The 11,673-nt window shown below is 34.2% G+C and carries 13 protein-coding genes; 2 read left to right on the top strand and 11 right to left on the bottom strand.

The annotated features are described in order from the left end of the window. Positions 1–3 precede the first annotated feature (3 nt). The 7 genes from LV716_RS08675 to LV716_RS08645 form a co-directional block, all read right to left on the bottom strand. Positions 4–726: a PaeR7I family type II restriction endonuclease gene (locus LV716_RS08675; RefSeq protein WP_163417350.1), complete on the bottom strand. Its 723-nt coding sequence runs from the start codon at positions 724–726 to the stop codon at positions 4–6. A gap of 217 nt (positions 727–943) precedes the next feature. Continuing rightward, positions 944–1,900: a hypothetical protein gene (locus tag LV716_RS08670; RefSeq protein ID WP_163417349.1), complete on the bottom strand. Its 957-nt coding sequence runs from the start codon at positions 1,898–1,900 to the stop codon at positions 944–946. Positions 1,901–2,681: 781 nt separating this feature from the next. Further along, complete coding sequence (locus LV716_RS08665) at positions 2,682–2,903, bottom strand: helix-turn-helix transcriptional regulator (RefSeq protein WP_163417348.1); 222 nt, start codon at positions 2,901–2,903, stop codon at positions 2,682–2,684. Between the two features lie 368 nt (positions 2,904–3,271). After that, positions 3,272–4,363, bottom strand: a complete 1,092-nt coding sequence (locus tag LV716_RS08660; RefSeq protein WP_163417347.1) for an SMEK domain-containing protein — start codon at positions 4,361–4,363, stop codon at positions 3,272–3,274. Between the two features lie 234 nt (positions 4,364–4,597). Beyond that, on the bottom strand, positions 4,598–5,539 hold the full coding sequence (locus LV716_RS08655) for an alpha/beta fold hydrolase (RefSeq protein ID WP_163417346.1): 942 nt from the start codon (positions 5,537–5,539) through the stop codon (positions 4,598–4,600). Positions 5,540–5,670: 131 nt separating this feature from the next. After that, positions 5,671–6,234, bottom strand: a complete 564-nt coding sequence (locus LV716_RS08650) for a DUF4870 domain-containing protein (protein ID WP_163417345.1) — start codon at positions 6,232–6,234, stop codon at positions 5,671–5,673. Between the two features lie 266 nt (positions 6,235–6,500). After that, positions 6,501–6,980 (bottom strand): CYTH domain-containing protein, encoded by a 480-nt coding sequence (locus LV716_RS08645; protein WP_163417344.1) that lies wholly within the window; start codon positions 6,978–6,980, stop codon positions 6,501–6,503. 27 nt (positions 6,981–7,007) lie between these two features. Between LV716_RS08645 and dinB the strand changes: the two genes are divergently transcribed. Then, a complete protein-coding gene (gene dinB / locus LV716_RS08640) occupies positions 7,008–8,117 on the top strand; it encodes a DNA polymerase IV (protein WP_163417343.1) in 1,110 nt (369 codons plus the stop codon). Between the two features lie 15 nt (positions 8,118–8,132). Here the strand turns inward: dinB and LV716_RS08635 are convergent, their stop codons facing one another. Next, positions 8,133–8,585, bottom strand: a complete 453-nt coding sequence (locus LV716_RS08635) for a small multi-drug export protein (protein ID WP_163417342.1) — start codon at positions 8,583–8,585, stop codon at positions 8,133–8,135. Positions 8,586–8,773: 188 nt separating this feature from the next. Here LV716_RS08635 and LV716_RS08630 point away from each other — a divergent pair, with 188 nt between their 5' ends. Next, positions 8,774–9,352 carry a TetR/AcrR family transcriptional regulator gene (locus LV716_RS08630; protein WP_163417341.1) on the top strand — a complete coding sequence of 193 codons (579 nt, stop codon included), beginning with the start codon at positions 8,774–8,776 and terminating at the stop codon, positions 9,350–9,352. A 151-nt stretch (positions 9,353–9,503) separates the two neighbouring features. Here LV716_RS08630 and LV716_RS08625 read toward each other — a convergent pair whose 3' ends face one another. The 3 genes from LV716_RS08625 to LV716_RS08615 all read right to left on the bottom strand — a co-directional run bounded on the left by LV716_RS08625 (position 9,504) and on the right by LV716_RS08615 (position 11,628). After that, on the bottom strand, positions 9,504–9,911 hold the full coding sequence (locus LV716_RS08625) for a plastocyanin/azurin family copper-binding protein (protein ID WP_163417340.1): 408 nt from the start codon (positions 9,909–9,911) through the stop codon (positions 9,504–9,506). Positions 9,912–9,944: 33 nt separating this feature from the next. Next, on the bottom strand, positions 9,945–10,493 hold the full coding sequence (locus LV716_RS08620) for a carboxymuconolactone decarboxylase family protein (protein WP_163417339.1): 549 nt from the start codon (positions 10,491–10,493) through the stop codon (positions 9,945–9,947). A 286-nt stretch (positions 10,494–10,779) separates the two neighbouring features. Continuing rightward, entirely contained in the window at positions 10,780–11,628 is an 849-nt protein-coding gene (locus LV716_RS08615) for a helix-turn-helix domain-containing protein (protein ID WP_163417338.1), read from the bottom strand. Positions 11,629–11,673 lie beyond the last annotated feature (45 nt).

The following is an 11,673-nucleotide window of genomic DNA, read 5'->3' as shown; positions in this document are numbered from 1 at the left end:
TCTTTACTTAAATTCTTTTAGTTGACCAATGAGATGACCGACAAACGAATATAGGAATGAGTCAATTGATATTTCATCTGCAATGTTTCCAAAGGATGAATCTTGTTTCGTCCACATCAAACAGCATTGCGAATAGTGCCTTTCAAGCATTAATTTTTGACAAAGTATTTTATATCTGTCAAGATATGAACCGTGAACAAATTCGGGCAATACTTTAAAGTGCGGTTCACTAACTCTAACTGGTTTAGTAGATTTTTCGGATTTCTCAACGAGCATTAGATAACCAACCCAAGGTGCGGTCTGATTTGGGTATGCTTTTTCTCTAAATGCAGTCCATAAGTCAACAGCACTGCCCAAAGACTCTTCTGTTCGATTGTTGAAATTGTTACCAAAAGAACCGACTTGAGATTTCAATTCAATTACCGAAATTAGTTTTTTGTTAGGAGAAATTATGAGTAAATCCCAATCTTTTGTTGGTCTAAAGAAACCTGGAATATGATTTCCTTTAGTGTATAAGCAGTCTTTAGGAATCCCAATATCTATAGCTACTTGACATAATAATTCCAAAAAACCATCAAGTTGTTTTCCACCTGTTACTGCACTTCTGTTTCCCGTATCCGAAATGTTGCTTTTAGACTGTTTATTCGTCTGACTGTTTCGAGTGTTCCAAAACAATTCAACAGCTGATTTTATGAGTGGTTTATATTTTTCTATATCAATTTTCATTCAATTCTCAATGTTTGTTCATATTGCACCCAACGGTTTAGCTATGAACAGTACGGGAGCAAACTAGCGTTTGCTTTCCTTAACGCACATAGCGAAATCTTTTGGTTTTGTTTTTTCTTATTTTGTGTCAAAGCGAAATCCCAAAGATTTCGCGACAATATAAATATACGCAGACGTTAGCGTTTATGCCCGAAGCCCGTATTGTTTATAGGTTTTGTTATATGCTGCCCTTTTTTAGCGTTGATATTTCATTTAATAGTTTAATAACTATTGTTCCTAAACAAACTACGTCATTGGGTTTTATTATTATTCTTTCTCCTTCTTGATAATTTGTATCTCCTGTTTTAGTTATGTACTTCTGGTCTACTATTCCAGCTTTATGTTCTATCAGGTGCCTTTTTTGGGTGTATTTATATAGATTTTCTAATTCAGGTTTTGTTAACCAATCATCGTATCCAGTTCCAAATAGGGTAAACCATAGTTTATTACTTTTTTCAACATTTTGAAATGCATTAAATGGTGCTGTTTTACTAGATATTGAATTGTATCTCAATTCACTATAATTTTGGAGAGTCCCTATTATTTCTGAAATGGAGTTTTCAATTATCGATTTTGTTATTACTGTTGCTTCATCTTTATTTAAATTCGTTTCTAGAGTCTCTTGAATTTTTTCTATGTTATTGGCATTAGAAAGAATTTTTTCAACCGCTTTTTTAGCGTTTTCTTCAATATTATTGTTTCCGCACGATGGACAAAAATATGCAGAGCCAACAACTGAATATCTGCAATTACATTTTACGCATTTTAGGTTTAATTCGAATTCCTCTCTCGGTTTAATGGATATGTTTTGTCCAGTTTGCGAATATCCATAATCCCAAAATTCCCTTATTGATTTTTTCAAATCGCTAATCACTTCATTATTTTGCTCGATTGTCAAATAACTTTTAGCCTCGGAATTATTCTTGCAAAAAGGGCAAAATACTTCTTCATCTCTTACAATATTTAACCAATCTTCTCTGTGTATTTTAAAAAGTGATTCACATTCACTTTTTGGACATTGCCTGTCAATCATTCCATTTTTGTCTGGAATAATTGGAATTACCATTTTTGATATATCCTCAATGTGGTTTTTAAATTCTCCGAGTTTGTCACTCAAGTCTTGTAAACTGCCCATTTTCTATATTTTGAGTTGGTTTTGCAGGGTTGCATATAACGGTCTCGGCTATGAATAGTTGCGTGGGTTAGCACGTAACTTTGCAAGTACACACTGAGCTGAAAATTCCTGCGGAATCTTCAGAGTGGGCAAGAACAAGCAATTATTTATAGCCAATGTTGCCATTTCGTTGTTTCTTCGATTCAAATTTTAAATCAAATTCCGATTTTAAAATTCAGCTTTTGAGTGAGCTGCGTCAACGTCTAATTCCGCTATATTTTAAATTCCGATTGAGTAAGTAATTCCGGAATTTGCTAAATTTCATATTCAGTTCGTTTTTTCCAATTCAGATTATGATTCCGCAAACAAGCAAAAAAGTCAGAATTAGTTTTACATCACACTCGATTGAGAATTTAGAGTTTAATCAGACTTTCTTTCTGACTTCTTTATATTGTAATAGCTTAAAAAAGATGATACAGCCATAATTAGCCATCCTAATCTAAAAAGCCATATACTTCCGAATAATGAGCCAGGTTCAGAATCTAAAATTGAGCTAATAAATACTATTCCCGTTAAAATTCCCGACATAAGGAATAAAGTTTTCTTGCTTTTGTTTGTCATAAAAGTAAAGTTTAATTAGTTCTCAGAGGTTTTTTTCAATGAATGGCAACGGCTTCGTATAAGATTAGTTGCGTGTTTTGGACAATTAACTTAGCTAATACAAACTGACTAGAAAATCCTTGATGATTTTCCTAAGTAGACCTGTACTAGCAATTAATTTTATACTTTGTTGTGCGTTCGTTTATTCTTTATTTTTCAAATCCAAGTGTCCACAAACCTCTTCAAAAACTTCACAAGGTTCAATGTCAATCGCTAATGCAATTAGATACAATTCATCAGCTCGAAGTTTAGTAGACTTATTCCCACTTAATTGACTTAATCGGGATTTACTTATTCCTGTTCTCCTTGAAACTTCTGCTTTGTTAATTGATTTTTTAGTTAGATACAATCCTAATTCTGTCATTATTATATCAAATTTATAGACATAAATATATATAATAACTCTACTTGTATAAAAAATCTAAACTTTTGTTTTTAATTTGGATGTACTTTGTATACATTTGTATAGAAAATCAATACTAATGTGTAATTTTTTAATTATGAATAGATATACAAAAGCAGACTTGGAAAGAATAGTTTTTACTCAATTAGAGAATTTAAATGCAATGAATGACCTTTTAGCCATAATGAAAGTCCAAAATGAACTGCTTAATAATGCGAATAAAAAATTGAAAGATGAGATTAGTGAATTTAAGCAGAAATTTTATTCGACAACAAAGAGAAAGTAAGACATTGAATCTTATAAATTAAGTTTTATTGTTTGTTCGTTTTTTATTTAATTCTTTTATCAATATCCAATTCTCTCCAAAAATATCCGAGAGTATTTTCAAATCGGTAAACTATTTTGTCAAATGGTGTTTCATCAATTCCATCATATTTACAAAATAAATGGTAATCATTATAATAAGCATCCCCATCTTCCCAATAAACAATATTTTTGAATGGTAATTCTCCTAAAATTCGAATTTTTACTCTTTGAAAGCCTTTTTCGAATTCTTTATTTTTCTCTCCATATTCTAATATATACCATTCCATATTTTCATTGACTAATGCTTCAGTACCAGAAACTGCATCAAGCCAAATAAGTATTCCCTTTTCGTAGAAATCGTACATAAATGTTCTCGACCATTTTGAATTTTCGTCAACATTTGGGTAAGATTCATCCGAAATCGAGCGTAAAATAAATCGAGAATCTTTAAACTTATGAATTGGTAATTTTGCTAGTTCTTCTCTGTCAATCTTATCCCAAAAATCTTCTATCAGTAATTCTTTGATTAGCTCTTTTTCAATTTTTTTTCTTCTCAAAAACTCTCTTTGAGACACTTTTTTGTTTTGAGATTTTTTAGCGGTTTTATTCCTGTTTCTTGGAAGCTCGTTATTATTCAATAATATGTCCCTAATTTTTAACAATTCTGTTTGTTCACATTTATCTTCTATTAAACCGCAAAACTCTATAATGTTGAAATCTTGATAATCAAAGTTGATGGGATTTTTATTCTTTTTTGGTTTTGATTGAGTTGTAAATAATATTATTAATGTATTAAATCCGTTTTGATAATGCTTATTCTCAAACTGTTGAATAGTTTTGTCTTTTTTGCTCTGCCTTTTATTTGATGTGATTTGAATACAGATTTTATTTTTCTCGTCAAATAAATCATATGTGTCTTGATTTATTTTTTGTGATTTTGAAAAATTCCAGTTGTCCTTTTTGTAGACTATATTAAATATTCCTTTAAAATAAGTCTCTGCATATCTGCTTATGTCAGTATCACCAGATTGATTGAAACAATCTATTTTATAAGATATTTCGAACAGCTTATTTTTTATTTGCTGATGTAAGTGTTGAAAATCAATTAAACTCATTCATTTGTTTAGGTTTCTCAAAATGACGCACAACGGTTCGGCTATGGCAAGTAGGGCAGGCAAGGAAACTTTTCGTTTCCGTCTGGTCTGCGAGCCAGAGCTTTTTGTTTTGTAATTATCTTTTCTTTTTTAATTGCCAAATCCAAAAGATTTGGCGGACTAAGTAAACAAGCCCAAGCCTTTAAATATAACGCTTTATGCCCTATTTGCTATAGGCAATGTTAGCTGTAGTTTTTATTCATCGATTTTATTAAAACTATTATAATTTTCCATTATCAGTTTAGCCACTAATTCCGGATTTTGATAATGAATTCCGTGACTATATTTTGGAAGTAAAATAATCATACTGTTGTCATTTTCCTTTATCAACTCAGAAAAATGTTGTATTCTCAAATTATCATATTCTTTCCAAAATGGTTTAAAGTTAATTCCGAGATTATGGCTTTCATTTAATTCCTTATCGGATTGTTCAATATTTTTGTTATATGAAATGATAACCGTTGTAGCAATGTTATTTTTTAATTCGGGTAAATTTTGATATTCGTGAAAATAGCCTAGTTTGTTTGCCTTTAATGCTCTCGTCGCATCATTTCGTGCGTCCTGACTAAACCCCTCATTTTCGGACATTATTTTCGGAATTAGCAAAAAGGTTTCTTGATATCCAGTATCACTTTCAGATTTTATTCTCGCTTTTTCATTCTCTTTAGCAGTTAACATAAAGTCGGTTGGGTCAGAGAAGACGAGCCCCGAAACTTCATTTGGAAATTTAGAAGCAAATAATCTTATGTAGGGTCCGCCTATAGAGTGTCCGACCAATAAATATGGTGGTTTAATATTTAACGTCAAAAGCAAATTATGAAGACGTTGGACGAGTTGAGAATCAGATGTTATTTCTAAATCAATTTCTGACTTTCCAATTCCGTTTCTCGCATATTGAATGCTGGATACATTGCTTGGAAGAAATGGAAGAATTGGGTCAAAAGTTCCGCCACCTAATCCTGATTCGAAGACAAGAATTGGCGAGCCGTCTTTTCTGTTTTCAAGATGGGTAGTTTTGTAGTTCATTTTTTTACCATCTACAATAACTAATTTGTCATCGTTATTTTGGGCATAATTCGACGAATTATAAACAATTAGAAATAAAATGCTCAGAATTATTTTATTCGTACTTCTCATATATGATTTGTGTTTATTCCAAATTACAATTAACTCTTGTATATGGTTTGAAGCAAAATTATTGGAATAAATAGTGATAGTTGAAAATGACATATGTCATTTTAATGTCATTTGTATGACAAATGCTGGTTTTAAAGAATTTTGGGAACGAAGCATAGCACTTCCTTTTCCTCATTTATTTGGATTGATGTATGTATTGTAATGATAATATTTGCTAAACCATAGCTTAGATATGACAATATAAATGTCAAGGGCAATCCTGCATATCCTTTTCCAATAAGAAGGAATAAAAGAACTAGGACAAAAGGGAGTATTAACATACTTAATATTTGAAAATTTAATATTCTCTTTCCTATGGTTTTTACCTTGACGTCACTTCTATTATTAAATAATATGATTGCTGGAAAAACGATATTGCCAAATGGGACTAAAAACATTGTCAGAACACTAAAATTCATAAGTTTTAATATACTTACGTTTTTTTTCTCATCTAATGTGGGTTTACTTTCTTCATAAATTATATCGGAGCTTTCAATAGATAAAGTTCTAGCTAAAGTTTTGATGGTGTAAGAACTACCTGTGGACAGTCCTTTTTCGATTCGTTGAATAGTCCTAATTGATATTCCAGAAGATTTTGACAACTCTTCTTGAGTAATTTTTCTAAGCTTTCTATGGCCTTTTAGGCTATTCTTCATTTAGTTTATAAAGTTGTTTTAAATTACAGCTAACTATGTAGATATACGGTACATGCCATATAACCATCTTTCCATACCTAAATGTAATACTTTTCCATTGGAAATTCACCTGTTGGCAATATCATACCTATTCTTGATTTTATGACTAAATAGGACGTTAATGAGAACTACGGTTTAAACTTATTAAAAATTTTCAGGATATAGTTCAAGCTTGATAGGCATCATGTAATCTTGGACTAAAATATATGACCACCTCGGTTATTTTTTCAATCATTCCATATCTTAAAAGGGTGCTTTGACAATTGCGAATTGTAATATTTTATTTCTCCCGTAACTTCTTGTCCAAGCCAAATTGGCTTGGAAAAAACTTCGTCCTCATGTTGTAGCTCCACTTCGGCCAGCACCAAACCTTTGTTTTCCCCTAAAAACTCATCTACTTCAAAAATATATCCTTCAAAAGGCACTTCAAATCGGGTTTTTTCAAGGATAACTTCTTCACAGAGGTCGATTAGATTGGTGGCTTCGGATACATTGATTTCTATTTCCCATTCAAACCGCGTTGTGCCAGATCGGTTGCTTTCGCCCTTAACGGTCAAAAAACCTTTATCTCCCTTTATCCTAACACGAACGGTACGCTTAGGATCCGTATTCAAAAATCCTTGGACAATTCGGGTCTCTGAAACCGCCTCATTTTTATATGCGCTTGACTTAACCAAAAACTTACGTTCAATTTCTAAGTGTTCCATACAACTAAATATACCCTAAATTTGAGTATGGACTTTGATTTTCCCTTACGAAAAATCATTCATGTGGATATGGATGCATTCTACGCTTCCGTGGAACAGCACGACAATCCCGAGCTAAAAGGAAAGCCTGTCGCCGTTGGTGGAGGTTCTAAACGAGGCGTGGTATCGGCGGCAAGCTACGAAGCCAGAAAGTTTGGAGTTCGCAGTGCCATGAGCGGCTATATTGCCCAGCGCAATTGTCCCGATTTAATTTTTGTAAAGCCCCGTTTTGACCGTTACAAAGAGGTTTCGCAACAGGTACGGAGTATTTTTTTTGAGTATACCGATTTAGTAGAGCCGCTTTCTTTGGACGAAGCTTATCTTGATGTTACCCAAAACAAAAAAGGGAATCCCTCCGCAACACTCATTGCAAAGGAAATTCGCAAAAAAATCTTGGGGAAAACCGGACTCACCGCTTCTGCTGGAATCTCCATAAATAAATTCATTGCAAAAGTCGCCAGTGATTACAACAAGCCCAACGGCCAGAAAACCGTAAACCCTGAAGAAGTAATCCAGTTCTTGGAAGATTTGGATATCCGAAAATTCTATGGGGTGGGAAAAGTGACCACAGAAAAAATGTACAAACTGGGCATTTTTACGGGACAGGACCTAAAGCAACGATCCTTGGAGTTCTTGGACAACAATTTTGGGAAAAGCGGAAAGTACTATTATTACGTGGTACGAGGCATCCATAACAGTGAGGTAAAACCACACCGCATTCCAAAATCCGTTGGCGCCGAACGCACATTTAGCGAAAATCTAAGTAGTGAAATTTTTATGCTGGAACGCTTGGAGAACATTGCTGCTGAACTTGAGAGACGCCTTCAAAAATCCAAAATTGCTGGAAAAACCGTTACTTTAAAAATTAAATATAGCGATTTTACGCTTCAAACCCGGAGCAAAACACTTCCGTATTATGTCGCCAATAAAGGGCTGATTCTTGAAACTGCCAAAGAGTTGTTATATCAATCCACATTGGAAAATTCGGTTCGCCTATTGGGGATTTCACTGGCAAATCTGAATACGGAAAAAAAGAGGAAAGAGCAGCCTGAGAAGGAGAAGGAATCCGTATCCGTGCAACTCAAGTTCGATTTTTAAAGTCGACGTCTAAGATTATAGCCCTTCTACAGAAACTGTCAATGTCCAAATAATCACGGATGAGAGAAAAATACCTATGGCATTGGCAAAGAATGCTTTTTTCTTTTCAATCTTAAAAAGATATGAAGCTATGCTCCCCGCGTATACACCTGTACCTGGCAGGGGGATCATTACGAAAAAAACCAGTCCCAGAAATCCAAATTTTTGAATCTTGGTGCCAGAGCCTGTTTTTGCCCTCCGAGCAACAAATAGTGCAGATTTCTTGTAAAAACGCCATTTGGTCAGATAACGGTTGATGTTTTCCAAAAAAAACATCATTATCGGAAACACGGCTACATTTGCCAAAAAGCATGCAATAAAAACCAGATAGCTGTTCAACCCTTTCATAATACCATAGGGTATTCCCACCTTGGCTTCTCCAAAGGGGGACAAACTCCAAAGCATAGCAGTGATTAAATCTATGATCATAGATTTTTTTGAAATGCAAAATTAGTCAGGAAATGCTTTAATCCATGAATTTTAAACGCTAAAAAAAGATTAAAACTTAGCACTAAAATCTCACTCTACAACGAGTTTACACGCTTCTGCAAAGACGTCAAAAGTACATTTTGCATAAAGAACAAACAGACAGACCAGTCTTTTCGTATATTTACTCTATGGAAAAAAACCCAATCCATCAAAAAATCATTACAGTTGCTGGTGAGCTCTTTTATACTAACGGATACAATAGTTCAGGCGTTAATGAAATCATAGCCAAATGTGGTATTGCAAAAGCAACATTGTACAGCCATTTTAGGTCTAAAGAAGCTATTTGCCTGGCTTACTTACAACAACGCCATGATACCTTTCTAGTATCATTGAAAGACTATGTAGCAAAAAGGAAGAAAGGGAAAAACCAATTGTTGGCCATTTTTGATTTCTTGATAGATATGTACCGGGAAGGAGACTTTTATGGATGTTGGGGCTTGAAAACCTTGGGTGAACTTTCACCAAATCAAAAAAACATATTTAACGCAATCCAAAAACAAAAGACAGAATTATTGTCGTATTTAGGTGGTCTTGTAAAGGATAACGTTATCAACGTATCAAAGGCCGAAACCGAAAAAATATCTGGTGGACTTTACTTACTATACGAAAGTGCCATCACAGAAAGTCATCTATTTAAAAATGATTGGCCCATTTTTATGTCCAGAAACATAGCGCCCTCTATTTTTAGCAATTTTCAATTGGTTTAAAACAAAAAAACGCCTAAAGAGCTTTCGTTTTAAGTTGTCTGGTCGAACTTGTCGAAACCGATTGTTGATGACCAACACACAAGGTATTTCGACAAGCTCAATATGACAATTACATTTGCTCTTTAGGCGTTATCCTAAGTTATTTTAGATACTACTTTACTATTAAAGTGTTGTCCGTTGCTGTTGGGTTTAAAGGACAGAAGTATACATACTCACCTTTACTTAACTTCGTGGGTTTTGAAGTTTGCGACGCACCTGTTTTAACAGGCTGGGTAACATATGCCGTCTTAATGTGGTTTTCAGGTTTACTGACATCCTTTCCCTTTTTTACCAGAACAAAGCCTACATCGTGCCCTACATCATTGTTTGCAATATCAAAAACATAGGTTCCTTCGGATACCGTTATCTGTTTTTGAGTAAACTCACCAGAAGTTTGTTCCAATGCAATGGTTTTTACTGGAGCATCTTTCATCATTTTATCCTTCATCATCTTGTCCTGGGCACTAACTGTAAATACAGTTCCTACGGCCAATACTAAAATTGCTACTACTTTTTTCATTTTTGTAATTTTTAATTTATTATGGTTTATTAATTATGCTTCTACAGCTTCTAGAGGTTTTGCCACTGGAAAGTCAACGGGTACTTTAGTTGTACTGTGTACATAGTTTGATATGGTTTTGTCTCCTACAAGAACTATGGTATCTATCAAGTTCTCCTTGGTCCAGCCAGCTTCAAAGAAGTTGTTCAGTACATCGTTGTCCGTTGCCCCTCTATTTTCCGTAATGTTTCTTGCCAATCGTGCCAGCGCATCCAACCTGTTATCAAAAGATGCTTTTCCTGCTCTCAATTCTAAGATTTGATCTTCGGTAAAACCGTTCATCTTACCTATTGCAGTATGTGCCGACAAACAATAGATACAGTTATTGACTTGGCTCACGGCCAAATTAACTGCCTCTTTTTCCTTTGCTTTTAAAGATGTTTTAGCATTGGCAAAGTTTAGGTAGTTCTGTAGTGCATTTTCTGAGTGGGCATAGGTAGCGTATAGATTTGGAACAAAGCCCAAAGCTTCTTGCAAGCTATCAAAAATTGCCTGATTGGTAGTGTTTACTTCTTCTTTTTGAGGTACATTGAATGTGCTCATAATTTTCAATTTTATTTAAAAGATTATTAGATATGGATTAAGAATTTGTGATGAACGGCTTTTCCGCATCACAATAAAAATCGTGGTGGTGTTTCTGCTCGCAATGTGCAGCAGATATAACAGGTGACATTACCTGTCTTTTGTGATTTGAAAAAATCGCTATGAGATTGAATATTGATTTTTCTGTTGCTTTCATTTTACTACTTCTTTAATTATAGGACAAAGATGTAGCTAAAAAGAAAGGAGGTGTTAGCAGCGATTTCCCGACTACTTGCCCAAATTTCCTTTAGGCGGTCAAAGTGAGGTTTTCTCTATACTCGGAAGGTGTCATCTGGGTCATTTTTTTAAAGAAACGACTAAAATGTGCTGGATCGTTAAACCCCAGATCATAGGCAATCTCTTGGTTTTGTTTATCGGTGAAGTGAATAAGGCGCTTTGCTTCCAAAACCAAGCGTTGTAAAATAATCTGCTGCGGAGATTTTTGATTATAGATCGAAAAAAGATTGGACAATGTTTTTGGAGATTTATAGAGCATTTCGGCATAATCGCTCACTTTTCGTTTGGTCTTGTAATGTATGTCTACCAAAAAATTGAATTTCCGTATAGTGTCTATCTGATCATTATCGAGTGCTTTCACAATAAGTTGTTCCTTGGCCAGACGTGTACTCATAATGATCAGTCGCTTCAAGAGCATTTGTAGCATATCACCCTGTATGGTATCTGGAGTAGAGAACTCATCTACAAAAACATCATACCAAATATTGAACTTTCTTAGCTGATCGCCCTCAATCGTGATTATGGGCAAATCCTGGGTGCCAAAAAAAAGGATGCCGTTACAGGAAACCTCACTATCGTGATCAGAAATACAATAGAACTCCCTATTAAAAAGAATGGATGATAAGGGTAACCTGGTCTTGGAAAAAGATACGTTTTGCAAATAAGTAACGGTAACTATTTGGTTGGGCAGTAGTCGAATTTCTATATCATCTACATCGATAATAAGGGGTTCATTGTTTCTATTCCATAAAAATTTAATGGTATTAAAGGTCGAAGTGAAACGTTGGTAATCATTTTTAATATCACTTGTCAATCCTAAAATAGCTCCTAATTTTGAGTCCTTATATTCATATTTCATCCAACCGTAATGCTTTGATTTGTAGGTATAGTACACCTAATTCTG

The organism is Flagellimonas sp. HMM57, assembly GCF_021390175.1.
Lineage (GTDB): Bacteria > Bacteroidota > Bacteroidia > Flavobacteriales > Flavobacteriaceae > Flagellimonas.
Note: the sequence above shows the minus strand (reverse complement) of the source record. Positions and strands in the feature narration are given on the sequence as shown.

What these genes read in the sequence shown, in the direction of transcription:
- dinB (WP_163417343.1), top strand. Translation starts at nt 7,008, where the DNA reads ATGGACTTTGATTTTCCCTTACGAAAAATCATTCATGTGGATATGGAT.
- LV716_RS08655 (WP_163417346.1), bottom strand. Translation starts at nt 5,539, where the DNA reads ATGAGAAGTACGAATAAAATAATTCTGAGCATTTTATTTCTAATTGTT.
- LV716_RS08665 (WP_163417348.1), bottom strand. Translation starts at nt 2,903, where the DNA reads ATGACAGAATTAGGATTGTATCTAACTAAAAAATCAATTAACAAAGCA.
- LV716_RS08620 (WP_163417339.1), bottom strand. Translation starts at nt 10,493, where the DNA reads ATGAGCACATTCAATGTACCTCAAAAAGAAGAAGTAAACACTACCAAT.
- LV716_RS08645 (WP_163417344.1), bottom strand. Translation starts at nt 6,980, where the DNA reads ATGGAACACTTAGAAATTGAACGTAAGTTTTTGGTTAAGTCAAGCGCA.
- LV716_RS08660 (WP_163417347.1), bottom strand. Translation starts at nt 4,363, where the DNA reads ATGAGTTTAATTGATTTTCAACACTTACATCAGCAAATAAAAAATAAG.
- LV716_RS08615 (WP_163417338.1), bottom strand. Translation starts at nt 11,628, where the DNA reads ATGAAATATGAATATAAGGACTCAAAATTAGGAGCTATTTTAGGATTG.
- LV716_RS08635 (WP_163417342.1), bottom strand. Translation starts at nt 8,585, where the DNA reads ATGATCATAGATTTAATCACTGCTATGCTTTGGAGTTTGTCCCCCTTT.
- LV716_RS08625 (WP_163417340.1), bottom strand. Translation starts at nt 9,911, where the DNA reads ATGAAAAAAGTAGTAGCAATTTTAGTATTGGCCGTAGGAACTGTATTT.
- LV716_RS08675 (WP_163417350.1), bottom strand. Translation starts at nt 726, where the DNA reads ATGAAAATTGATATAGAAAAATATAAACCACTCATAAAATCAGCTGTT.
- LV716_RS08630 (WP_163417341.1), top strand. Translation starts at nt 8,774, where the DNA reads ATGGAAAAAAACCCAATCCATCAAAAAATCATTACAGTTGCTGGTGAG.
- LV716_RS08650 (WP_163417345.1), bottom strand. Translation starts at nt 6,234, where the DNA reads ATGAAGAATAGCCTAAAAGGCCATAGAAAGCTTAGAAAAATTACTCAA.
- LV716_RS08670 (WP_163417349.1), bottom strand. Translation starts at nt 1,900, where the DNA reads ATGGGCAGTTTACAAGACTTGAGTGACAAACTCGGAGAATTTAAAAAC.